The following is a 26329-nucleotide window of genomic DNA, read 5'->3' on the forward strand; positions in this document are numbered from 1 at the left end:
AAGGAGAAGAATAGAGTATGCTTAAAAAGTTTAATAAAATACTAGTAGCTAATAGAGGCGAAATAGCTATAAGAATATTTAGAGCCTGTTCAGAATTGGGGATAAAAAGTGTTGGTATATATAGTAAAGAAGATAAATATGGATTATTTAGAACAAAAGCAGACGAATCATATTTGATAGGGGAAGGCAAAGGGCCAATAGATGCGTATCTAGACATGGATGGGATAATTGACTTGGCGAAGAGAAAAAAAGTTGACGCGATACATCCAGGATATGGTTTTCTAGCAGAGAATGCAGAGTTTGCTCGTAAATGTGAAGAGAATGGAATTACTTTTATAGGGCCATCATCTAAAGTAATGAATATGATGGGAGATAAGATAAACTCTAAGAAAATCGCAAAAGAAGTTAATGTTCAAACTATACCAGGTGTAGAAAAAGCAATAAAGAGTACTGAAGAAGCAAAAGAAGTTGCAAATAAAATAGGTTATCCTGTTATGATAAAAGCATCTAATGGTGGTGGCGGTAGAGGGATGAGAATTGTACACCGCGAAGAAGACTTAGAGATTGAATATGAAACTGCTTGTAGCGAATCAAGAAAAGCTTTTGGAGAGGATATCATATTTATAGAAAAATATATAGCTGATCCAAAACATATAGAAGTTCAAATATTAGGAGATAACTATGGAAATATAGTTCACTTGTACGAAAGAGACTGTTCAGTTCAAAGAAGACATCAAAAAATAATAGAATATGCACCAGCTTTTTCATTAGATGATAAAGTAAGACAAGAAATATGTGAAGATGCAGTCAAATTATCAAAGCATGTAGGCTATGCTAATGCAGGAACATTAGAATTCTTAGTAGATGCAAATGGCGGACATTATTTTATAGAGATGAACACAAGAGTACAGGTTGAACATACTGTAACAGAGATGGTTACAGGAATAGATATAGTTCAAAGTCAAATACTAATAGCTCAAGGTTATAGTTTAGATAGTGAAGAAATCAATATAAAATCACAAGATGATGTAGAAATAAGAGGGTATTCTATTCAATGTAGAATAACTACAGAAGACCCTAAGAATAAATTCATGCCTGATACAGGGAAAATTCAAGTGTATAGAACTGGTTCAGGATTTGGTATAAGACTAGATGGTGGAAATGGATTTACAGGTGCAAATATAAGTCCTCACTATGATAGTTTACTAGTTAAAACAATTTCTTGGGATAGAACATTCCAAGGAGCAATAAATAAAACTATAAGATCAGTAAAAGAGCTTAGAGTTAGAGGAGTTAAAACTAATGTAGGATTCTTAGTTAATGTTTTAAATAATCCTATATTCTCAAATGGTAAATGTAGCACTAAGTTTATAGATGAAAATCCAGATTTATTTGAAATAACAGAAAGTAAAGACAGAGGAACAAAATTACTTCAATTCATAGGGGATGTAATTGTAAATGATAATGCTTGTAAAGAAAAACCATTATTTGATGCATTACATGACCCAAGAATGGATAAAGATGGCTCAAAGGCAGAAGGAAGTAAAATACTTTTTGATAAGTTAGGTAAATCTGCATATATAGAAAAGATAAAAAATGATAAGAAATTATTGCTAACAGATACAACAATGAGAGATGCACATCAATCATTATTAGCAACAAGAATAAGAACATATGATTTATTAAAAGCTGCTCAGCCAACAGAAAAATATCAAAAAGATTTATTCTCACTTGAAATGTGGGGTGGAGCTACTTATGATGTTGCATATAGATTTTTAAAAGAATCACCTTGGCGTAGATTACAAAAGCTAAGAGAAGAAATACCAAGTATAATGTTCCAAATGTTGCTTAGAGCATCAAATGGAGTTGGATATAAAAATTATCCAGATAATGTAATAGAAGAATTTACAAAAGAATCTGCTAAACAAGGTATAGATGTATTTAGAATATTTGACTCATTAAACTGGGTTGAAAATATGAAGCCATCTATAAATACAGCTTTAGAAACTGGAAAAATTGTTGAAGCAACTATGTGTTATACAGGTGATATACTAGATAAAACTAAAACTAAATATAATCTAGAATATTATATTAAGATGGCACAAGAATTAGAAAGTTTAGGAGCAGATATAATAGCAATAAAAGATATGTCAGGACTTCTTAAACCATATTCAGCTTACACTCTAGTTAAAGAGTTAAAGAAAAATATAAAAGCACCAATACATTTACACACTCATGATACAAGTGGAAATGGTGTAGCAACTTGTTTAATGGCATCAGAAGCTGGAGTAGATATAATTGATGCTGCATTAGAATCTATGGCAGGACTTACAAGTCAACCATCACTTAATGCTATAGTAGAGGCTCTTAAAAATACAGAAAGAGATACAGGTATAGATTTATTTGGATATGATGAGTTAGGAAAATATTATAAGGACTTAAGAAAAGTTTATAGCAAATTTGAAAGTGACTTAACTAACTCTTGTGCAGAAATATATAATTTTGAAATACCAGGTGGTCAATATACAAACTTAAAACCTCAAGCTGATAGTTTAGGATTAGTTAATAGATTTGACGAAGTTAAAGAAAAATATAAAGAAGCTAATGAAGTTGTAGGGGATATAATAAAAGTAACTCCATCTTCAAAGGTTGTAGGAGACTTAGCTATCTTTATGACTAAAAATAAATTAGATAAAGACAATATAATTGAAGAAGGTAAAAACTTATCATTCCCAGATTCTGTTGTGGACTACTGTAAAGGTATGATTGGTCAACCAGAAGGTGGAATACCAAAAGATTTACAAGAAGTAGTTTTAAAAGGCGAAGAAGCTATTACAGTAAGACCTGGTTCATTATTACCAGCAGAAGATTTTGATGAAATAGCTAAATATCTAGATGAAAAATATGACATAAATGCTAATATAAGAAATGTTATAAGTTATGCTTTATATCCAAAAGTTTATGAGGATTATATCAAACATTTACAACACTATAATGATATATCTAAACTTGAAAGTGATGTATTCTTCTATGGCTTAAATAAAAATGAAGAATGTGAAGTAGAGATAGAAGAAGGTAAAGTATTAACAATAAGATTAGTTGAAATCGGTGAAGTTAAGGAAAATGGATTTAGAACTATAGGATTTGAATTGAATGGAATGGTTAGAGAAGTAGAAATAAAAGATAGAAACTTCTCTGGTAAAATTCATAATGTTGAGAAAGCTGATATGAATGACCCTCTTCAAATTGGAGCAAGTATACCAGGAAAAGTTATAAAAATAATGGTTAAAGAAGAAGATGAAGTAAAAGCTAATCAACCACTAATAGTTATAGAAGCTATGAAAATGGAGACTATAATAGTTGCTAAGACTGATGGAGTAATTAAGTCAATCAAAGTAAAAGAAGATGATATGGTTGAAGATAAACAATTATTAATGATAATGAAATAATTGAATTAAGATAATTAAAAAAACACTCTAAAACATTTAATAAAAAATGTTTTAGAGTGTTTTTATTTATTTAAATTAAATTTTTGTTAAAAAAAAGAGGAAAATTACATCCATATGTAGAAATAAAGCTAGTAAGGAAAATGTTATCTAAAAATTCTAAAAATAATAAACATTTTCTGGACTATTTCTTAGGAAATAACAGCTAAGAGAAAATACATAAATTTAAAAGGTGGGTGCTTATATGAAGGTTTATGATAGTAAAATGTTGAGAAATGTAGCGGTATTAGGACATAGCGGATGTGGAAAAACAAATCTAATCGAAACTATAGCTTACACAGCAAACACTAATAAGATACCTAAATTAACAGACAAGGTAAATATGACTTATAGTATGGGATTAATACCTATAGAGTATAATGATTATAAGTTTAACTTATTGGATACCCCAGGATATTTTGACTTTAGCGGAGACGTTGTATCATCTCTTAGAGCAAGTGATGCAGCAATAATAGTAATAGATGCAACAGCACCTATTCAAGTTGGTACAGAGAAATCATTGGAACTAACTGAGAGTATTCCTAAGATAATGTTTATAAATAAAATAGATAATGAAAAAGCAAGATATAAAGACGCAATAGCAATGTTAAGAGAAAAGTACAACAATAAGATAGTTCCTATGATAAGTCCTATATATAAAGATAAAAACTTTGTAAAGTTACATAATGTATTTGAAAACATAGATGATTTAGAAGGTGAATTCAAGGAACAAGCTATGAGTGTTAAAGAAGCATTAATGGAACTTATAGCAGAAACAGATGACCAAATATTAGATAAATATTTTAATGGTGAAGAGTTAACTACAGAAGAAATACAAAAAGGTATTGTTATAGGGATACAAAGAGGTGATATTATACCTGTAATATGTGGTTCAACTATAAATAATATAGGAACAAAAGAAATATTAGATACTATATCAAATTACCTAGAACCTATTTTTACAGAAGAAAGCAAACCATTTAGAGGATTAGTATTTAAGACTATGGTTGACCCATTTGTTGGTAAAATGTCATATATAAAGATTACTGAAGGTGTACTTTCTAAAGATAAAGATGTCTTTAATATAAATAAAAGTGTAAAGGAAAAGATAGCTAATATATATACATTAAAAAATAGTGAATTAGTGGAAGTAGAAAAAGCTAAAGCTGGAGATATAGTAGTTGTAACTAAAATTAATTCTCTAAAAACAGGAGACACTATATCTACAGATAAAGATGCAGAAGCTTTAGAAAATATAGATTTCCCTAAACCACAGATATACTATGCAGTAACACCTAAGAATAAAGGTGATGAAGAAAAAGTAGCATCTGTATTAAATAAACTAGTAGAAGAAGACCCTACATTACATTCTTATAGAAATACAGAGACAAAACAAGCCCTTTTAGGAGGACAAGGAGAACTTCATATAAAAACAATTAAAAATAAAATGAAAGATAAATTTGGTGTTGATGTTGAATTAAATGACCTTAAAGTTCCTTATAGAGAAACTATAAAAGGAACAGCAGATGTACAAGGAAAACATAAAAAGCAATCAGGTGGTCATGGTCAATATGGAGATGTAAAAATAAGATTTGAAAGATGTGAATCTGATTTTGAATTTACAGAAGAAATATTTGGTGGGTCTGTACCAAAACAATATATACCTGCAGTTGAAAAAGGTCTAAAAGACTCTATGCAAAAAGGTGTATTAGCTGGTTATCCTGTTACAAATATAAAGGCTACACTTTATGATGGTTCATATCATGATGTAGACTCTTCTGAAATGGCTTTCAAGATGGCAGCGAGTGCCGCCTTTAAAAAAGGTATGGAAGAAGCACATCCAATACTACTAGAACCTATAATGAAGCTGAAGATAACTGTACCAGAAGAATATATGGGAGATGTTATGGGTGATATAAATAAGAGAAGAGGCAAAATATTTGGAATGGAGCCAGATAATAAAGGGAAACAAATAATATTTGCAGAAGCTCCACAGGCAGAGACATTTAAATATGCAATAGATTTAAGAGCAATGACACAAGGTAGAGGATACTTTGAAATGGAATTAGCAAAATATGGAGAGGTACCATCACAATTTGCAGAAAAAATAATTGGGTTAGCTACTGCAAAATAATAGGTAAAATAGAATAATAAATAATTAATAGTATACTATTAAAAATATTTTTAGGATTTGAACTAGGTATAAGTTTATTTTAGGTAAGCATATACCTAGTTTTTGTATTTTATTATTATTATTTTTTAGAAATGTTTAATAATAAAGGTGAGAAGGTATATCTAAAATATAAAATATTTAATAATAAATCAAAATTTTAATGTTTGGTTATCATAAATGTAATGAATAAAACTTTATGATTGATAAAGAGATAAATTCATATTTAAATTGTTATAAAAAATATAAAATTATGTAATTTAGGGCTTTAAAAATTTAAATAATAGGTGTAAAATAGTAGTCAAAGAAAGTCAAAAATTTAAAGGCGTGTGGTGATATTAATGGCAACTATGACAGATATAATTGAAAAATTTATTAAAGATTTGATGGAAGAGGATAATAGCATACAAATTCAAAGAAATGAACTAGCAAACTTGTTTAGTTGTGCACCATCACAAATAAATTATGTCTTAACAACAAGATTTACAATAGATAAAGGGTATTATATTGAAAGTAAAAAAGGTGGCGGAGGATATGTTCAAATAGAAAAAATACGAAAAAGTAAAGATGGACATATTAGAGAATTATTAAATGAAAAAATAGGAAGTCAAATATCATATAAAAAAGCAAAAGAATTATTGGAAAGTTTGAGAGAGTCAGGCTTAATTAGTGAAAGAGAACTAAAATTAATATTATATGCAATAGATGATAAATCATTATGTATGCCAGTATATGAATTAAAAGAGAAGGTAAGGTCTAATATTCTAAAGAATATAATAATAGGATTATTTAGTATAGAGGAGTGATAATTTATGCTATGTCAAAAATGTAATAAGAATAAAGCATCCGTATATTATAATAAGATAGTCAATGGAGAAAAGACAGAAATGTACCTATGTAGTGAATGTGCAAAAGAGAACACAGAAATGAATTTTAATTTAGATATGCCTTTTTCAATGATGGATATATTTTCTAACTTAGGATTTCAACCTAAAAAAGAACTTGAAGAGAAGTTAGTTTGTCCAAATTGTAATATGACTTATAGCGAATTTAAGAATAATGGAAGGTTTGGATGCAGTGAATGCTACAATGCATTCAGTAGCCAAGTAAATCCAATGCTCCAAAATATACATGGACACATAGAGCATACAGGTAAGGCACCTAAAAAATCTTTTTACAAGATAAGTGTAGAAAATGAGATTAAAGAATTAAAAGAAGATTTAGATAGAGCTATAAAAAATGAAGAGTATGAATTGGCTGCTCAATTTAGAGATAAAATTAAATATTTAAAAGGTTCTATTGACTAAGATTGGAGTGATATTATGAGAGAGAACATAGTCATGAAATCAAGAGTTAGGCTAGCTAGAAACCTAAATAATTATCCTTTTCCAAATAGATTAGATAAAGAAAGTGCTATGGAAATAATAGAAAAAGTAAAAAATGTATTTATGAATTCTAGTTTAGAGCAAAAAGAAGAATTTGATTTTTATAAAATTGAAGATTTAGATAAATCTAAGAAAATGCTTATGGTTGAAGAACATATAATAAGCCCAGATTTAGCAGAGAATGATAAAAGTGCAGTTATAGTAAAAAAAGATAAAACTGTAAGCATAATGATAAATGAAGAAGACCATATAAGAATACAAACTATGTGTGATGATTTAAATTTAGAATGTGTATATAACATAGCAAATGAGATAGATGATTTGTTAGAATCAAGTTTAGAATATGCATTCAGCACAAAGTTAGGTTATCTTACATCTTGCCCAACTAATACAGGAACAGGAATGAGAGCTTCTGTGATGATGCATTTACCAGCATTAAGTCAATTGGGATATATGGATGAACTTTATAAAATATCCTCACAAATAGGCATAGCTATAAGAGGTATATATGGAGAACGAACAGAAGCATTAGGAAACATATATCAAATATCCAATCAACTTACACTTGGAAGAACAGAGTCTAATATTATAGAGAATGTAAGTGGTCTTACAAAAGATGCAATATCAAAAGAAATAAAAGCCAGAGAAATATTGCAAAAAAAATTGGGTATAAAATTAGAAGATAAAATATTTAGGTCAATAGGAACACTTGAGAACTCAAGAGTAATGAGTAGTTCAGAGGCTATGAGCCATCTATCAAATATAAAAATGGGGATAGAAATGAACTATATAGATAAACTAGATTTAAAGGCGATAGAACAACTTATGATAGGTATACAACCAGCACATCAGTCAATAATGTATAAGAGTGATGATGTTGAGAATAGAGATATAAATAGAGCAACATACATTAGAGAAACTTTGGAGAAATTAAGAGGAGGGATGAATTATGAACTTCAATAGATTTACACAAAGAGCTAAGAAGGCAATTGATTTAGCATTTGAATCTGCCAAAGCCTTAGGGCATAATATTGTTGGGAGTGAACATATACTTTTAGGTCTTTTAAGAGAAGAAGAAGGTATAGCTGCTAAAGTTCTAAGTAAAGTTGGATTTACAGAGGCTTATTTAGAAGGTAAAATAATTGATATGGAAGGTAAAGGAGACGGAATTCCAGAAGACATAGTATTAAGCCCAAGAAGTAAACAGATACTTGAACTGTCAGGTATGTTTGCAAACAAATTAAAAACAAATTATATTGGGACTGAACATATACTATTATCTATTATTCAAGAAGGAGAAGGAATTGCTAATAAGATTTTAAATTATGCAGGAGTAAATGATAGAACTCTTGCCCAATTAACAATTGATATGATGGGTATTAGTGATAAAAATCAATATAAACCAGAAAATAGTTACACGGGCAACCAGAATCAAGTAGAGTCAAAGGTGCTTGATAAGTATGGAAGAAATCTTACACTATATGCAAAACAGAATAAAATAGACCCTGTAATAGGTAGAGAGAAAGAAATACAAAGAGTAATACAAATACTAAGTAGAAGAACAAAAAATAATCCAGTATTAATAGGAGACCCAGGAGTAGGTAAAACAGCTATAGCTGAAGGTTTAGCAACAAATATAGCCCTAGGAAATGTTCCAGAAACGTTAAAAAATAAAACTTTATATTCTTTAGAGATGGGTTCATTATTAGCTGGTGCTAAGTATAGAGGAGAATTTGAAGAGAGAATCAAAGAAGTTGTAGATGAAGTTATTAAAAATGGAAATATAATTTTATTTATAGATGAAATGCATACAATAATAGGAGCTGGCTCTACAGGAGAAGGTTCTATAGATGCATCAAATATATTAAAGCCAGCTTTAGCAAGAGGAGAAATACAAGTTATAGGTGCAACAACAATTGATGAATATAGAAAGCACGTTGAAAAAGATTCTGCATTAGAAAGAAGATTCCAACCAGTTATGGTGGATGAACCAAGTAAAGAAGACTCAATAAAAATATTAGAAGGATTAAGAGATAAATATGAAGCTCATCACAAAGTTAAAATAACTGACGATGCTATAAAATCAGCTGTAGAATTATCAACTAGATATATATCAGACAGATATCTACCAGATAAAGCGATAGACTTGATTGATGAAGCTGCATCAAAAGTAAGATTAAAGGAAAATACACCTCCTTCAGAAATAAAGAAATTAGAACTAGAAATAGAAAACATAGACAAAGAAAAAGAAGAAGCAGTGAGATGTCAAGACTTTGAGAAAGCAGCAAAAATAAGAGATGAACAAGGTCTACTTAAAAAACAATTAGAAGACGTAAGAGAAAGATGGAATAAATCATCTAAACATTCTGATTTAGTTGATGGAGAAGTTATTGCTGAAGTAGTTGGCTTATGGACAGGGATACCTGTTAATAAAATTCTTGAAGAAGAAGCTGATAGACTTCTAAGACTTGAAGAAATATTACACAATAGAGTAATAGGGCAAGAACAAGCAGTAAAATCTATCTCAAAGGCAATAAGAAGGTCAAGAGCAGGTCTTAAAGACCCTAATAGACCAATTGGTTCATTTTTATTTTTAGGTCCTACAGGAGTCGGTAAAACAGAATTATCTAAGGCATTGGCAGAAGTACAGTTTGGAGATGAAAATCAAATAATAAGAATAGATATGTCTGAATATATGGAAAAACATGCTGTATCAAGAATGATAGGTTCGCCTCCAGGTTATGTTGGTCATGATGAAGGTGGTCAATTAACTGAGAAAGTAAGAAGAAATCCATATTCAGTTATTTTATTTGATGAGATAGAAAAAGCTCACCCAGATGTATTTAATATTTTGTTACAAATTTTAGATGATGGTAGATTGACTGACTCAAAAGGAAGAACTGTAGATTTTAAGAATACTATCATAATAATGACATCAAATGTCGGAGCATCTACGATTGGCAGACAAAAAACTTTAGGTTTTAGTATTGCTAAAGGAGACGAAGAAGAAAAGTCTCAATATGAAAAAATGAAAGAAAATATAATGGGTGAATTAAAACAGAGATTCAGACCCGAGTTTTTGAACAGAATAGATGATATAATTGTTTTCCATTCATTAAATGAAAATCACATATCAAAAATAATACTTTTAATGGTGGCTAAATTACAAGAAAGACTAAAAGAAATGGATATAAAATTAGAAATGAGTGACGAAGCTGTTAAATTAATTTCTAAATCTGGATTTGATTTAGAATATGGAGCAAGACCTCTTAAAAGAGCTTTACAAAAAGATTTAGAAGATGAATTATCTGAAGCAATCTTAAAGGGTGATGTTAAAAAGGGAAGCACTGTAGTAGCAAAGGTAAAAGATGACAAAATAGTTTTTGAAACTAAATAATTTAATAGAGTTGCATTTTAAAATCTTGCATATACAAGTTTTAGAGATTAAACAGAATTTTAAGGGCAATGAATCTATAATAATTCATTGCCCTTAATTATTTTATTTAATCTTTACATATTGTCTTTCACATATGCTAAAATTATAGTATAGAATAATAAATTAAGGATGATAAAAGTATGGCAAAAATAAAAACAAAATATGTATGTCAATCTTGTGGATATGAAACAGCTAAATGGCTGGGAAAATGTCCTGAGTGTACAAAGTGGAACACATTTGTAGAAGAAGTAGACCAAAAAAGCACCAAAAAAGAGGTCTTTATAATAGATAAATCTTCATCTAAACCAGTTAGCATAAATTCAATAGAAAGCAAAGAAGAAGAGAGATTTACAACAGATATAAATGAATTAGATAGAGTACTAGGAGGCGGTATAGTTAAAGGCTCTTTAGTACTTGTTGGTGGAGACCCTGGTATAGGTAAGTCAACACTTTTAATACAAGTTTCTAGTAATGTTGCGAATTTAGGAAAAACTGTTTTATATATAACTGGGGAAGAATCAGAATCTCAAATAAAAATGAGAGCTAAAAGATTAGGAATTAACTCAGAAAATTTATATATATTTGCTGAAAACAATTTAAGTATAATTGAATCTTATTTAGAAAGTGTAAATCCAGAATTAATAATTCTAGACTCAATTCAAACTGTCTTTAGTCCAGAAATATCCTCGGCACCAGGAACTGTCAGCCAAATTAAAGAAGGTACTTCAAAATTCATGAAAATTTCTAAGAAAATGGGTATTTCAACATTCATAGTTGGTCATGTGACAAAAGAAGGTTCACTAGCAGGACCAAAATTATTAGAGCATATGGTTGATACTGTTCTATATTTTGAAGGTGAAAGATATAATACTTATAGATTAGTAAGAGCTGTTAAAAATAGATTTGGCTCAACAAATGAACTTGGAGTATTTGAAATGAGAGATTTAGGATTAGTAGAGCTTGATAATCCATCTAAAATTTTGATATCTGAAAAACCAAAAGATGTAGCAGGTTCAGTAATAATATCTACTGTAGAAGGTACGAGACCAATGTTACTTGAATTACAGGCACTAGTTTCGCCTACAAGTTTTGGTATACCAAAAAGAACCTCTACAGGAGTAGACTATAATAGAGTAGGTATGTTATTAGCAGTATTAGAAAAACGTGTTGGATTGCAAATACAAAATCAAGATGTCTATATAAACATAGTTGGAGGAATAAAGATAAATGAACCTTCAATTGATTTAGGCATAGCTATTTCTGTAGCATCTAGTTTTAGAAATATACCTATAGATGAAGATATAGCTGTTACAGGAGAAGTGGGTCTTACAGGAGAAGTTAGGGCAGTAAGCTTTATAGAAAAGAGAATAGCTGAATGTAAAAAACTTGGATTTAAAAAGATAGTAGTTCCTAGAAGTAATTATGATGTTGTAAAAGACACCAAAGGTATAGAAATATGGCCAGTAGATAACTTAAGACAAGCTATAAATATAGTACTTGGGAGGAATCAATAAATATGGAGAATTTTCTAGATAATAAAAATATGCTATATGCATTAAAAATGATATCTCCTGGAACTCCGCTTAGATTAGGTCTAAACAATGTACTAAGAGCTAAGACAGGTGGATTGATTGTAATTGCAACTAACGAAGATGTAATGAAAATAGTAGATGGTGGATTTGCTATAAATGCAGAATATTCACCATCATATCTATATGAATTAGCTAAAATGGACGGAGCTATAGTTTTAAGTAGCGATATAAAAAAAATACTATTTGCTAATGCGCAACTTATACCAGATTATTTTATAGAAACATCAGAAACAGGAACAAGACATAGAACAGCAGAAAGAGTGGCAAAACAGACGGGTGCTATAGTCATAGGAATTTCACAAAGAAGAAATGTTATAACAGTTTATAGAGGAAATGAGAAGTATGTGGTCGAAGATATATCTAAGATATTTACTAAGGCAAATCAGGCAATACAAACTCTAGAAAAATATAAGACAGTATTAGACCAAGCTATAACAAATTTAAATGCTTTAGAGTTTAATGATTTAGTAACTATTTATGATGTTGCATTAGTCATGCAGAAGATGGAAATGGTAATGAGAGTTACCAGTATAATTGAAAAATATGTAATAGAATTGGGTGATGAAGGAACTTTAGTAAGCATGCAATTAGAAGAGTTAATGGGTACAACTAGAATAGATCAGAAATTAATATTCAAAGATTATAATAAAGAAAATACAGAAATAAAAGAACTTATGAAAAAAGTTAAAAATTTAAATTCAGAAGAACTAATAGAATTGGTTAATATGGCAAAACTATTAGGGTATAGTGGTTTTTCAGAAAGTATGGATATGCCTATAAAAACAAGAGGCTATAGAATTCTTAGTAAAATACATAGACTACCAACAGCAATAATAGAAAACTTAGTAAATTATTTTGAAAACTTCCAACAAATATTAGATGCGTCTATTGAAGAATTAGATGAAGTTGAAGGAATAGGTGAAATAAGGGCAACATATATAAAAAATGGACTCATAAAAATGAAACAATTAGTATTATTAGATAGACACATATGATGAATTTTAAATGAATTTTACTACTTTTTTCTTGAATATAATATACACTTTGGTCTATAATAGATAAGTATAACTAGGGGGTGAAGCATTGATAAGGAAAGTAACAAGGATATTGTTTATTTTACTTGGATTTACGATAGGTATAACGACCTATTTAACATTAATGAAAGATTTTGAAATATTAACATTTGGGAAAGAAACATATGGTTATATCGCAGCTGTAGTAGCAGGTATAATAATAGCCATTTTAGGATATCTTATAGAGCCATGGGTTGTAAATAGAGTAAAAGAAATTGCTAAAATAGTGGATAAAGAGTTATCAAAATATCCTCAGACTGATATATTGTTAGGGTCTATGGGTCTTATAGTAGGATTTGTGATTGCATATTTATTAAGTGGCTTAGTAAATAGAATACCAATAGTAGGTGGAATACTATCTTTACTATTATATTTATTCCTAGGATATCTTGGAATGAAAGTTGCGCTTAAAAGTAAAAATGATTTATTTAATATTGGAAAATTAGGAAGATTAGCAAATCCTATTAAAGATAAAGATAAGGACAAAGAGAACAAAAAAGATATAAAAGCAATTCCTCCAAAAGTATTAGATACGAGTGTAATAATTGATGGAAGGATAGCAGATATTTGTAAAACAGGCTTTATAGAGGGAAAACTTATTATTCCTGCTTTTGTTTTAGAAGAACTGAGACATATTGCAGATTCTTCAGATGATTTAAAAAGAGTGAGAGGTAGAAGAGGTCTGGATATATTAAATATAATTCAGAAAGAATTAAATATAGAAGTTGAAATAAGTGAGAGAGACTTTGATGAAATAGCTGAAGTTGATAGTAAATTATTAAAGCTTGCTCAGGTTTTAAATGGAAAAGTTGTTACTAATGATTATAATTTAAATAAAGTTGCTCAATTCCAAGGTGTTGAAGTATTAAATATAAATGAGTTAGCTAATGCTATAAAACCAGTTGCAATACCAGGTGAAGATATGGTTGTTCAAGTGGTGAAAGAAGGAAAAGAGGCTCAACAAGGTGTTGCATATCTAGATGATGGAACTATGATAGTTGTTGATGGAGGAAGAAAACATATGAACGAGACTATAAAAGTACTTGTAACTTCTGTTCTTCAAACTCCTGCAGGTAGAATGATATTCGCAAAACCTAAAAATTAATATATTCAAAAAAACCTATAGTTTGGGCTGTTTATTTTAAATAGATGGTCCAAATTTATTTATTTATAACGACAATGTTTAATGTATTCTTAAAGATGAGGATTTAAATCAGAAAGCAGGGAGAATTTATGAGAAAAAAGATTATATCTTTCTTAGCAACATTTATCATAATATTAACATCGATTAGTCAATATAGTTTTGCAGATGATATACCGACATATGGAAAAGTAATATTTATAGATATGAATAGAACTAGTATGAGCAATATGTTAAGAATAAAATCATTGAAAGAAGAACTAGATAGTAGAGGATATATCGGTCTAATGAACATAAGAGGCGATAAAGGTAGTGATGACAGAAGGTCATATGCTAGTATGGGTGCTGGTGGAAGAGCTAATGTAGCTAATGAAGAAGATATTAATTTTGAGAGCTCAAGTAAAGATAGGGATATAGTTTTTAAATCAGCTACAGGAAAAAGCGCAAAAGGTATAAATAATTTAACCATAAATAAGTCTATAAATGAAAATTTAAACTTTGGGGAGTATGGTTCTGTATTAGGGTCATTAGGTCAAAGTTTATCTGATAATGGATTAAGAACATCTGTGTTGGGAAATGCAGATATAATTGAAAATGGTCAGCTTATAAAAAATAGAAACTTATGTCTAGTTGCAATGGATGAGTATGGAAGAATTCCTAATGGAAACGTAGATAATATAAATAAGAAAGATTTATCTATGCCTTATGGAATATCAACTGATTATAATAAATTGATTAAAGAGACTAAAGAAGCTTACAAAAATGATGATGTAGTTTTTGTAGAGCTTGGAGATACATATAGATTAGATTTATATAAACCAAACCTAACTGAAAAAACATATGGTAACATGAAAAATAGCATAGAAAAAAATATAGATGTATACTTAAAAAATGTATTTTCTATGGTTGGAGAAAATGACACTGTTTATATATCAAGTGCATTTCCAAGTGACTTAGATTATAAAAACAAAAGAAGGCTTTCTCCAATAATAAAATTAAGTGGTAATGGAAAAGGGCTATTATCATCTTCAACCACGAGAAGAGAAGGGATTGTGACTAATCTAGATGTTGGAGCTGAAATATTAAATAACTTTGATATAAAAAATCAAAATATGGTTGGAAAGAAGTATGAACTTATTAACAGAGATGATAATAAAGAATATCTGCTGGATGAATACCAAAAGATAGTATCTGTTTCAAGCATAAGGTCTACAATACTCAATGGATTTGTAAGTATAGTATTCTTGTCTTGGATAGTTGCTATGGTTCTAATTTTATTTAGAAAGCATATATCAAAAAATCATAAAGAAACAACATTTTTTATATTAAAAGAACTTTTAAAAGTAGGAATAGTCATGCCATTGTCATTTATGATAACTCCAATAATGAATTTTAAAACACCAGTAGCAATATCTTTAGGAATAATTATAATAACACTTACTATATACTTGATAAGCAAAGTTTTAATAAAGAATGATTTAAAAAATATGTTATTTTTTACTGGATTAACTATATTGATTATGGTTATTGATTCTGGATTTGGTTCATATCTAATGAAAAGCAATGTAATGAGTTACGATTGTATAATTGGAGCTAGATACTATGGAGTAGGCAATGAATATCAAGGAGTAGCAATAGGTAGTGCAATATTTACGTTTGCAATTTTACTTACATATAAAAAGATACCAAAGTGGTCTGTAATAGTATTTTCTTTAGTTATCTTAATTACGAGTGCATCTCCAGCTATGGGGGCAAATGTTGGAACTGCTATTTCTGAATGTGTTGCATTTTTACTATTTATACTATTAATATATAATGTAAAAATAGACTTCAAAAAAGTTGTTTTATTAGGTATATCAGTATTACTTGTTTTAGGAGTTTTTGTAGCTATAGATATGATTTCAGGAAGTAACTCACATCTAGGTATGTTTGTAAAAGAAGTTTACTTTAATGGACCAGGAGAAATAATACAAACATTTAGTAGAAAGATAGAGATGAACTTAAAACTAGCTCAAACTAGTGCATGGGTAAATATACTATTAACTGGAATAGGAGTAATCTTGGTTCTTATGATTAATCAGATTAGGTATTTCAAACAATTGATTGATGAATATCCAATTGTATTTAAAGGCTTTATCGCATCAATAGCAGGATGTTTTGTAACTCTTTTAGTAAATGATTCTGGAATTGTGTCATCAGCTACAGCTTTTATTTATGTAATTGTACCTATGATTATATTAAGTATAAATCTGGTAGCATTAAAAGAATAAGTTGCATAGAGGCTATATATAAATATTGATATGTTAATTTAAATTTATTTTGTCAAAATAAATTTAAAGAAGAAATTTTATAAAAATTAGTTATTATATAAAAATCCCAAGTTTATTTTAACTTGGGATTTTTATATAATAATTTAAATTTTATCTTGTTTCAATATAATTTGAAAGGATGTACTTTTCCCTAAAATGCTTGAAACCGAAATATTCCCTCCATGTGCATCAATAATCTGCTTAACAATAAACAATCCTAATCCTTTGTTTTGTGTATTATGATTTTTGCTACTATAATATTTGTCAAAAATATCATCTGCTTTTTCCGCATTTATCCCAACACCATTGTCAGTAGTATTAATGTAAATTTGTTCAGAACTCTGTTTTAAGCAAATTTTTATTTCTGTACCATCAGGATTATGTTCAACACAATTCATTAAAAGGTTATAAAGAGCTCTATACATTAATGTCTCATCTATGGCTAAATACAAACATTCTAAATCTGTATAAAATCCAAATATCTGTTTTTTAGATTTTGGATTATTAGCTACATCAGCAATAAGGTTTTGAAGAAATGCAACCATTTCAACCTGTGTGTGTTTAAGTAGTATTTTTCCAGACGAATCTATAAAAAATGTCAGACTTAAATTGTCTATTAATTTTTCAATATATACTCCTTTTTTATATATGTTATCTAAAAATATCGTTCTCTCTTCTTCACTAAAACTGTGGTTTTTGTTAAGCATTAGAGATGAATATCCTGTGATGTATGATAATGGCGTTTTCAAATCATGTGATACACCAGCAAGCCAATCAGTTTTTGCAACTTCAAGTTTTTCTCGTTCCATTTCAGTTTCTTGAAGCTTATTGCCTAAAGATTTTATATTTACAATGACTTCTTTATACATAAAATAGTACCATTTTAATTTCCCATTATTGGTAAAGGCTTTTTTGACTATTGCATAATATCCTTTAGATAAATTACTTATTGAACAAATTATCAAGTAAAGTGGTCGAACAAGAAATAAGCAAAAAAGTATCCCTCCTGTAATAAAGCAGAAAGAAATTATAAGTATGCTTGGAAAATATCCAATAGATGAATCAGTCACATATAAAAATTTATGTGATTTTTCAGGATATATTAATTGATTAAGTAATATGAATAATGTAACGAAGTATACTAGAAATATAAAGAGACCTGTTGTAAAGTAAGCAATAAAACGAAAGTATAATTTTTTCAATATATCAGCTCCCATCTGGTGGTATGAACTTATACCCAATTCCACGAAGGTTTGTAATAACTTTGTATGGTTTATTATCATCCAATATCTTTTTTCTAAGCTTGGATATATGTATTGTAACAGTCTTTTCATCTCCATATCCTGCTAATCCCCAAATTGTATCGTACAGATGTGATGTAGTAAAGACCTTGTTAGGATTTTGGCAAAAAAATTCCATTAGCTCGAGTTCTTTGGCTGTACATTCTACGTCTTGACCATTTACAGTAAGTATTGCACAAGTCATATCAAGAATAATATAACCATAATGATAAATTAAGGAATTTTCTGAATGAGTATGTAATACTGAACGTTCAAGTTGTTGACGCCTAAAAATAGCTTTGATTCTGGCGACAAGCTCCATTGTATTAAAAGGTTTTGTTATATAATCATCACCACCAATGGCAAGTCCTGATAATTTATCGTAATCACCAGTTTTGGCAGTCAGAAATATGATAGGGGCTATAGTTTTCCTGCGCATTTTCGCGCATAGGTCAAATCCGCAATAATCTGGTAGCATTACATCAAGAATGATAAGGTCATATTGCCTGTTTTCAATACACTCAAGGGCTTTGGTTCCTGTTGATACACAGGTAACATTATTATAGTGTTCTTTATTTAAGGTTATTTTCACTAGGGTTAACAGCCCTTCTTCATCATCAACAATAAGTATCTTTTCAGGGTTTTCCAATTTGTCATCCATAATATTTCATCTCCCAGTATACAAAAATAGTATCATTATAATACCATACATGCAAAATGTAAGCAATAAATTATTCTTTTGTTTTTACCCTCACTTTACTTTTATTTTATTTTCATACTATATTCTATAGATAAAAAGAGAGATAAAAATAAAACAGGAGGTAAAAAATGACAAAATCGCTAAAATCAAGAGGACTAAGTGTTCTGTTATGTGGAGCTTTGATTGTTGGTGTAATGGCAGGATGTACATCTCAGGCTACATCAACAAAAAGCTCAACATCTAAGTCAACACCTAAAACAATGGAAAAAGTTACCCGTGTAAGTTCTGAAAAACAGTTGAAGAAATCGAAAGAAAAATATGAGAAAAACCCAAATGATGGAGCCTTAGCATTAAAATATGCTCAAAACTTATTTGAATTGGGAGATTTTACAGAATTGCAAGAAGTATTAAAACCTTTTTTAAATGGAGATAAACCTCTACCAGATGCTATTTACCTTTCAGCACAAATAGAATATATGAATGGTAATTATACAAAAGCGGAAAAGCTATACAATACTCTTGTGGAGAAATATCCTGATAAATTTAAAGAAAAGGCAGAAGCTGGGCTATCAATGGTCTATTATCAAACAAATCAATATCAGAAAGCAAAACAGCTATCTATGGGGCAAGAAAATGCAAGTAGCTTATTGAACAATATGATGAAAGATTTTGGTGATAGACAACCTAATCAAATTGAATGGAATGGAAAAAATGAAAGTGTTATTCCATTTCTTACAACTGACCCTCTGCCTGTTGTGCCAGTAGAGATAAATGGAAAAAGAATGAACGCTTTTATTGATACTGGTGCTCCTACATTTGTTCTTGACAAAAAATTTGCAAAAGAACTTGGAATCAAACCAGTTTCAAATGCAGATGGAAATTTTGCTGGAGGTGGTACTTCTGAGATTGGGTTTAGTAGAGCTGATTCATTTAAGGTAGGAGATATAAATATGAAAAATATCCCAGTAATGATAGGAGAGCTTGGTGGACTTGCAGAACTATTTAAGAGTACTGGATTAGATGTTCGTGCTGTTCTTGGTACAAATGTATTAAAACAATTTGTACCAACAATGGATTATCCAAATGGTGAGTTGGTATTAAGACCACGAAGTGAAGTAGTAAGGAATGAAATAGTTGTAACTGATGAAGATGCCAAAGAAGGTAAAAGTGAAATAATACAACAAATTCCATTCACACTTTCTTCTACTCATTATATGTTTGGTAAAGGTTCAATTAATAATAAAAATAATCTTAATTTCTTTATTGATTCAGGATTTAATGGTGGAAAGGGTGCTGGGGTTATTTTGCCTAAACAAACAATTGATTTATTGGGTATTACTATGCCAAAGCTAAGACCAGCTACTACAGAAGAAGGTGGAATGACAGGAAATGATTTTGAAGTAGCACAATTTGATATTTCATCATATGGATTAGGTAATGTGCAACAGAGAAAAGGTATTGGGCATTTTGCGACAGGACAAGAAGGAATGTATCAAGCACATGGATTTTTCCAAGATGCTTTAATAAGCCATAATTATCTGAAGAATTACAAATGGACAATTAATTTTGATTCAATGAAGATGACATTTAATGAGAAGAAGAATATATAATCTAAATTGTGAACAAGAGATATCTTTTTAATTTTATTTTTGGTTTACTTTTATTTTACTTTCATTTTACTTTCATATTGTATCTTATAGATAAGAACAAAAATAGGAGGTAAAAAATGATGAAATCACTGAAATCAAGAGGAATAAGTATTATATTATGTGGAGCTTTAATTGTTGGTGTAATGACAGGATGTACATCTCAGGCTACCTCATCGAAAAGCTCAACGCCTAAGTCAACTAAGACAATAGAAAAAGTTACTCGTGCAAGTTGCGAAAAACAACTAACAGAAATCAAAGGAAAGTATGACAAAAACCCAAATGATGAAGCTATAAGATTAGAATATGCCCAGATACTATTTAAATTAGGTGACATTACAGAAGCACAAGAGATGCTGAGTCCCTTGATGAATTCGAAGAAACCTTCTCCAGATGTGATTTATCTTTCTGCACGAATAGAATATCTGAATGGTAATTATGAGCAGGCTGAAAAACTATATAATACTCTTATAGAGCAATATCCTGATAAATTCAAAACAAAAGCTGAAAAAGGATTGACACTAACATATTATCAAACAAATCAATATCAAAAAGCTGAAAAATTATCCGTAGCATCAGAAGATAAGAATAATAGTATAAATAGTGTATTGGAAATGATGAAAGCTTTTAAGGATAAACAACCAAATCAAATTGACTGGAAGGGAAAAAGCGAAACAGTGATTCCTTTTATCACAACTGACCCTCTGCCAGTTGTGCCAGTAGAGATAAATGGCAAAAGAATAAATGCTATTATTGATACTGGTGGTCCAATGTTTACTATTGATCAGAAACTTGTAAAAGAACTTGGTATAAAAACAGCCTCAAAAAACGAAAATGAATTTGCTGGAGGTAATTCTGTTGAAACTGGTTTTGGTCAAGCTGATTCACTTACTATAGGAGATGTAAATATTAAAAATGTACCTGTAATGTTAGGACCATTTGATGGGTTTGAAGAGGTATTTAAGGGTTATGAAAATATTCATGGTATTATTGGTACAGGTGTATTGAAGGAATTTGTACCTACGATGGATTACCATAGTGGTCAATTAATATTAAGACCTCGAAGTGAAGTAGGTAGAGAGAATCTTAATAAAATGCTTGCAGATGACAAAACATTGGAAGAAATGCCATTTACGCTTGCAGCCACTCACTTTTTGTATGGAAAAGGCTCAGTCAATCAGAAAAGTGGACTTAACTACTTCCTTGATTCAGGACTTGCTGACGAAAAAGGTGCTGGAATTATATTACCTAAAGAAACTATAGATTCTTTGAAGATTCCTATGCCAGAGCTAAAGAAAGCTCCTGAAGGACAAGGTGGAATGGGAGGAAGTGATTTTAAGGAAGCACATTTTGATGTTTCATCATATGGACTGGGTAATTTAAAACTAAAAAATGGTCTTGGATATTATTTTACAGGTGGACTGTGGGATTATGATGAGGAACTTGGATTTGTTCATGATGGATTGGTAAGCCATAATTATTTTAAGAATTATAAATGGTCAATTGATTTCGATTCTATGAAGATGACATTTAGCAAATAGAAATAGTATATAACACAAATTGCGTGATTAAGTTTCACTTCTTTAAAGACACAGAGGTACAGGAAAAGTATCTCTGTGTTTTTTATATGTAAAAATATTTTATAAGTCAAATGTAATAGATAACTTGTTTACAAATCTGTTAGGAGTAATAGTATTCTAGCTCATCTAATTACAGAGATACTATTAGTTGGTCAAGTTTCTAGCTGAGTTATAACAGAATTAGATAGAGTAGTAAAAACTAAAATTATGTTTTTACTAGTATTTATTGTAACAATTTTCTCATTATCCAAAAAAACAGTTGACTTTTTATATGAACCCCTTCTATAATGTTACTGAAATTAAGTAAAATGATTGAACAAATGTAAAGATAATTAAAAAAGCTTGATTTTGGAGGAAAGCAAATGAAAAAAATTGGAGACCTAAGGTTAATGATGAAGTGTTGTTCACTTTATTATGAAGATAATTTAAATCAACAAGAAATAGCAAATCAATTGGGAATATCAAGACCAACAATATCAAGAATATTAAAAGAAGCTTTTGAGCAAGGAATAGTAAAAATACAGATAGTTGATGTTTTGAAAAATGACTACCAAAAAATAGAGAGAAGTCTAGAAAGAAAATATAAATTGAAAGAAGTAATAGTTGTAGATGATAAACAGGATTCACTAACTCAAAAACAAGAATTAGCAAGAGCTGTATCTGAATACCTAACTAGAGTAGTAAAGGAAAATGATATAATAGGAGTTTCAATAGGCACGACGCTAAAAGAAATACCTAGATATGTAGAAAAAAATAACTGTAAAAACGTCACATTTATACCTCTGTTAGGTGGAATTGGAGACAATGAAATAGATATTCATGCAAATCAAATAGCAGTAAGTCTAGCAAGAGCTTTTGGAGGTGATTTTAAATTATTACATGCTCCAGCTGTTATGTCTGATTTGTCTACAAAAGAAAAACTTTGTAAAGATGAAAAAATTAAAGAAGTACTAGATTTAATATATAAAACGACTATAGCAATCGTAGGTATAGGAAATCCTATGAGCTTAAACTCAACAATAATGGCTTCTGGATACATGCATGAAGAAGATATAGAAGATTTAAAAAAATATAACTCAATAGGTGCAATTTGTTTACAAGCCTTTGATAAAGAAGGAAAAACTTCTATACTTGAATTTAATCAAAGAGTATTAGGAGTAAAGCTAGAAGATTTAAAAAAAATAAAAAGAACAATAGGTGTAGCTTCAGGAGATGAAAAAATAGAAGCAATAAAAGCATCATTAAAAGCAAAGTTTATAAATAGTTTGGCAATTAATCACAGTTTAGCACTTAAATTATTAGAAGATTGTGACTAATATAATAATAGATAAAAGTTAACAGGAGGGAATGTATATGTCAATATCAAAAGAAACATTGCTTGAAATGTATAAGAGAATGAATCAGGCTAGAAAATTTGAAGAAAAGGTTAGTTGGTTTTTTGCAAGAGGTATGGTACATGGAACAACTCATTTATCTGTAGGTCAGGAAGCTTCAAGTGTAGCAGCTGTAATGGCTTTAGAAAAAGGAGATTTAGTATCATTAACTCATAGAGGACATAGTCAATTTATAGGTATGGGAATAGACTTAAACAAGATGATGGCTGAACTTATGGGTAAAGAGACAGGATTTTGTAAAGGAAAAGGAGGCTCAATGCATATAGCAGATATTGAGTCAGGCAACTTAGGGGCAAATGGAGTTGTAGGTGGAGGTCTTACAATAGCTCCAGGAGCTGCACTTACACAACAATATAAAAAAACAGGTAAAATAGTTTTATGCAGTTTTGGTGATGGGGCATCAAATGAAGGTACTTTTCACGAAGGGATAAATTTATCCTCAATATGGAAGTTGCCAATAATATTCTACTGTGAAAATAACTTATATGGTATGTCAACAAGTATAAAACGTCATATGAATATAGACAGTATTGCTACTAGAGCAGCTTCTTATGGAATAGAGGGAATATCAATAGATGGATATAATCCAATAGAAGTATACGAGACAGTACAAAAAGCTGCTGAGAAATGTAGAAGAGGTGAAGGACCTGTATTGATTGAAAGTAGAACTTATAGATGGTTAGGTCACTCAAAATCAGATGCAAATGTATATAGAACAAAAGAAGAAATAGAATCATGGAAAGCAAAGGACCCTATTGAATTTTTAAGAAATTATCTTATCGAAAATAATATCTCTAACGAAAATGAATTAGATAAAATTCAAGAATTTGCAAAACAATCAATAGAAGATGCAGTAGAGTTTGCTCAAAACAGTCCAAATCCAAAGATAGAGTCTTTATTAGAGGATGTATATGCAGACTAAGAATGGTAAAGGAGGAAAATAAAAATGAGTACAAGAGAACTAACATATGCACAAGCTATAAAAGAAGCAATGTCAGAAGAAATGAGAAGAGATGAAAATGTAATATTTATGGGAGAAGATATAGGTATATATGGAGGAGCATTTGGTGTATCAGTTGGAATGATAGATGAGTTTGGTCCAGAAAGAGTAAGAGATACTCCTATATCAGAAGCAGCTATAGCAGGAGCAGCAGCAGGAGCTGCGGCAACTGGTCTAAGACCTATTATGGAAGTAATGTTTATGGATTTTGTAACAATCTCTATGGATGCAATTGTAAATCAAGCAGCAAAAATGAGATATATGTTTGGTGGAAAAGCTCAAGTTCCAATGGTTGTTAGATGTCCTGGTGGTTCTGGAACTGGTTCAGCAGAGCAACATTCACAAAGTTTAGAAGCTTGGTTTTGCCATGTTCCAGGAGTAAAGGTAGTTGCACCTTCTACACCAGCAGATGCCAAAGGGTTATTAAAAGCAGCTATAAGAGATAATAATCCGGTCATATTTGTTGAGAATAAATTGTTATATAGAAAAAAAGGTATTGTCCCAGAAGATGATTATGTAATTGAAATTGGAAAGGCAGATATTAAAAGAGAAGGTACAGATGTTACAGTAATCACTTATGGAAGAATGTTACAAAGTGTTGAGGAAGCAGTAGAGGCGCTATCAAAAGAAAATATAAGCGTAGAAATTATAGATTTAAGAACTTTATATCCATTAGATAAAGAGACTATAGTGAAGAGTGTGTGTAAAACTGGAAGAGTTCTAATTTGTCATGAAGCAGCCAAGACTGGTGGACTAGGTGGAGAAATATCAGCATTAATAACAGAAAGTGAATCATTTGATTATTTAGATGCACCAGTAAAAAGAATCTGCGGAAAAGATGTGCCAATACCATATAATCCAGAGTTAGAAAAAGCAGTTGTCCCAAGAGTTGATGAAATAGAAGAAGCAATAAAATCTTTAATTGTTAGATAAGGAGGGATAGATATGGTGGCAAATAAAGTAAAGGCCACACCAGCAGCCAGACATCAAGCAAGAAAAGACAATATAAAACTAGATAGGCTGATTGGAAGTGGAGAAAATGGAAGAATTCATTTAGTTGATGTGTTAAATTACTTAAAAGATAGTAAGGCAAATACTACTCCTTTAGCTAAAAGAATAGCAGAAGATTTGAATATAGATTTAGAAACTATTGTAGGTACTGGATATAATGGAAAAATAAGAAAATACGATGTAGAAAAATTAACTGAAAAAGAAACTATTGCATCAGTTAATACATCTAAAGCTAGTGAGCAAAAAGAGACAAAGAGTAAAGATGAAAATTCAAGCATGTTTAATACAGTAGAAGGAACGTTTGAAAAACCAAATCCAATGAGGGCCACTGTAGCAAAACGAATGTCAGAAAGTTATTTTAGTGCCCCTGTATTTACATTCAACATAGAGGTAGATGCTACTGAATTGAAGTCACTTAGAGCAAAGTTAATAGACACAGTGAAAGAAGCAACTGGAGTAAAATTAACTATGACAGATTTAATAGTAATGGCAGTATCTAGAATACTTCCAAAGCATCAAGCTTTAAATTCAGCATGGACAGACGATGGAATATTTAGATATAAAGATATAAATGTAGCTATTGCAGTCGGGCTAGATGAAGGTTTATATGTCCCAGTAGTAAAAAATGTAAATAAAAAATCTTTAAAAGAGATAGCTAAAGAAAGTAAAGAGCTTGCTGAAAAAGTAAAGACAGGAAAACTTCTACCAGCAGACCAAGAAGGCAATACATTTACTATAAGCAATGTTGGAATGTATGGTATAACTACATTCACACCTATAATAAATATGCCTTCAAGTGCAATACTAGGGGTGGGTGCTACACAAGATAAGTTTGTTCCAGTAAATGGAGAAGCTAAAATAAAACCTATAATGAACTTATCATTGACATCAGACCACAGAGTAATAGATGGAACAGTAGCAGCAAAATTCTTAAAAGACTTAAAAGAATTGTTAGAAAATCCTTTATCAATGCTTGTATAGTTTTTGATGTTTCATTACCGATATAATAGTTTTAATAGATTACATAGTTATGATTATCTAGGTAAATTTAAAACTTTTATATGTTAGGCATTACTTTTAAATGTAACTATATGAATATAAATTGATTAATGAAAATATATGAAAAT

Annotated in this window: 18 protein-coding genes; 16 read left to right on the forward strand and 2 right to left on the reverse strand. The window is 30.0% G+C overall.

What is annotated here, in order from left to right:
- Positions 1–17 precede the first annotated feature (17 nt).
- The 10 genes from ACTG44_RS00400 (at position 18) to ACTG44_RS00445 (ending at position 16552) form a co-directional block, all read left to right on the forward strand.
- Positions 18–3449 (forward strand): pyruvate carboxylase, encoded by a 3432-nt coding sequence (locus tag ACTG44_RS00400; RefSeq protein WP_479921105.1) that lies wholly within the window; start codon positions 18–20, stop codon positions 3447–3449.
- 241 nt (positions 3450–3690) lie between these two features.
- Positions 3691–5619 carry an elongation factor G gene (locus tag ACTG44_RS00405; RefSeq protein ID WP_021382497.1) on the forward strand — a complete coding sequence of 643 codons (1929 nt, stop codon included), beginning with the start codon at positions 3691–3693 and terminating at the stop codon, positions 5617–5619.
- Positions 5620–5996: 377 nt separating this feature from the next.
- A complete protein-coding gene (locus ACTG44_RS00410) occupies positions 5997–6461 on the forward strand; it encodes a CtsR family transcriptional regulator (protein ID WP_479917856.1) in 465 nt (154 codons plus the stop codon).
- A 6-nt stretch (positions 6462–6467) separates the two neighbouring features.
- Positions 6468–6962: a UvrB/UvrC motif-containing protein gene (locus ACTG44_RS00415; protein ID WP_044211945.1), complete on the forward strand. Its 495-nt coding sequence runs from the start codon at positions 6468–6470 to the stop codon at positions 6960–6962.
- 15 nt (positions 6963–6977) lie between these two features.
- A complete protein-coding gene (locus tag ACTG44_RS00420; RefSeq protein ID WP_479921106.1) occupies positions 6978–8003 on the forward strand; it encodes a protein arginine kinase in 1026 nt (341 codons plus the stop codon).
- On the forward strand, positions 7990–10437 hold the full coding sequence (locus tag ACTG44_RS00425; protein WP_021382474.1) for an ATP-dependent Clp protease ATP-binding subunit: 2448 nt from the start codon (positions 7990–7992) through the stop codon (positions 10435–10437). The genes ACTG44_RS00420 and ACTG44_RS00425 overlap by 14 nt, the downstream gene beginning before the upstream one ends.
- Positions 10438–10616: 179 nt before the next feature.
- Complete coding sequence (gene radA, locus ACTG44_RS00430; protein ID WP_021382493.1) at positions 10617–11990, forward strand: DNA repair protein RadA; 1374 nt, start codon at positions 10617–10619, stop codon at positions 11988–11990.
- Positions 11991–11992: 2 nt separating this feature from the next.
- Positions 11993–13063 (forward strand): DNA integrity scanning diadenylate cyclase DisA, encoded by a 1071-nt coding sequence (gene disA, locus ACTG44_RS00435; protein ID WP_021382461.1) that lies wholly within the window; start codon positions 11993–11995, stop codon positions 13061–13063.
- An 88-nt stretch (positions 13064–13151) separates the two neighbouring features.
- The gene (locus ACTG44_RS00440; RefSeq protein ID WP_021382466.1) at positions 13152–14246 is read left to right on the forward strand and encodes a PIN/TRAM domain-containing protein; all 1095 of its coding nucleotides are present in this window, start codon (positions 13152–13154) and stop codon (positions 14244–14246) included.
- Between the two features lie 128 nt (positions 14247–14374).
- Complete coding sequence (locus ACTG44_RS00445; protein ID WP_479917859.1) at positions 14375–16552, forward strand: hypothetical protein; 2178 nt, start codon at positions 14375–14377, stop codon at positions 16550–16552.
- Positions 16553–16695: 143 nt separating this feature from the next.
- On the opposite strand, the gene ACTG44_RS00450 is transcribed toward ACTG44_RS00445, so the two are convergent.
- Together ACTG44_RS00450 and ACTG44_RS00455 are read right to left on the reverse strand one after the other, a co-directional pair.
- A complete protein-coding gene (locus ACTG44_RS00450; RefSeq protein ID WP_479921107.1) occupies positions 16696–17793 on the reverse strand; it encodes a sensor histidine kinase in 1098 nt (365 codons plus the stop codon).
- Positions 17794–17797: 4 nt separating this feature from the next.
- The gene (locus tag ACTG44_RS00455; protein ID WP_479917861.1) at positions 17798–18532 is read right to left on the reverse strand and encodes a response regulator transcription factor; all 735 of its coding nucleotides are present in this window, start codon (positions 18530–18532) and stop codon (positions 17798–17800) included.
- A 167-nt stretch (positions 18533–18699) separates the two neighbouring features.
- On the opposite strand from ACTG44_RS00455, the gene ACTG44_RS00460 reads away from it, so the two are divergent.
- The 6 genes from ACTG44_RS00460 (at position 18700) to ACTG44_RS00485 (ending at position 26183) form a co-directional block, all read left to right on the forward strand.
- Positions 18700–20181, forward strand: a complete 1482-nt coding sequence (locus tag ACTG44_RS00460) for an aspartyl protease family protein (protein ID WP_479921108.1) — start codon at positions 18700–18702, stop codon at positions 20179–20181.
- A gap of 116 nt (positions 20182–20297) precedes the next feature.
- Positions 20298–21758, forward strand: coding sequence for an aspartyl protease family protein (locus ACTG44_RS00465; protein ID WP_479921109.1), 1461 nt, complete (start codon positions 20298–20300; stop codon positions 21756–21758).
- A 401-nt stretch (positions 21759–22159) separates the two neighbouring features.
- Positions 22160–23113: a sugar-binding transcriptional regulator gene (locus ACTG44_RS00470; protein WP_021382477.1), complete on the forward strand. Its 954-nt coding sequence runs from the start codon at positions 22160–22162 to the stop codon at positions 23111–23113.
- A gap of 37 nt (positions 23114–23150) precedes the next feature.
- The gene (locus ACTG44_RS00475) at positions 23151–24113 is read left to right on the forward strand and encodes a thiamine pyrophosphate-dependent dehydrogenase E1 component subunit alpha (RefSeq protein ID WP_021382479.1); all 963 of its coding nucleotides are present in this window, start codon (positions 23151–23153) and stop codon (positions 24111–24113) included.
- Between the two features lie 24 nt (positions 24114–24137).
- Positions 24138–25124, forward strand: coding sequence for an alpha-ketoacid dehydrogenase subunit beta (locus ACTG44_RS00480; RefSeq protein ID WP_021382484.1), 987 nt, complete (start codon positions 24138–24140; stop codon positions 25122–25124).
- Between the two features lie 12 nt (positions 25125–25136).
- Positions 25137–26183, forward strand: coding sequence for a 2-oxo acid dehydrogenase subunit E2 (locus ACTG44_RS00485; protein ID WP_479921110.1), 1047 nt, complete (start codon positions 25137–25139; stop codon positions 26181–26183).
- The last annotated feature ends 146 nt before the right edge of the window (positions 26184–26329 follow it).

This window comes from Clostridioides sp. LIBA-2809, assembly GCF_056688965.1.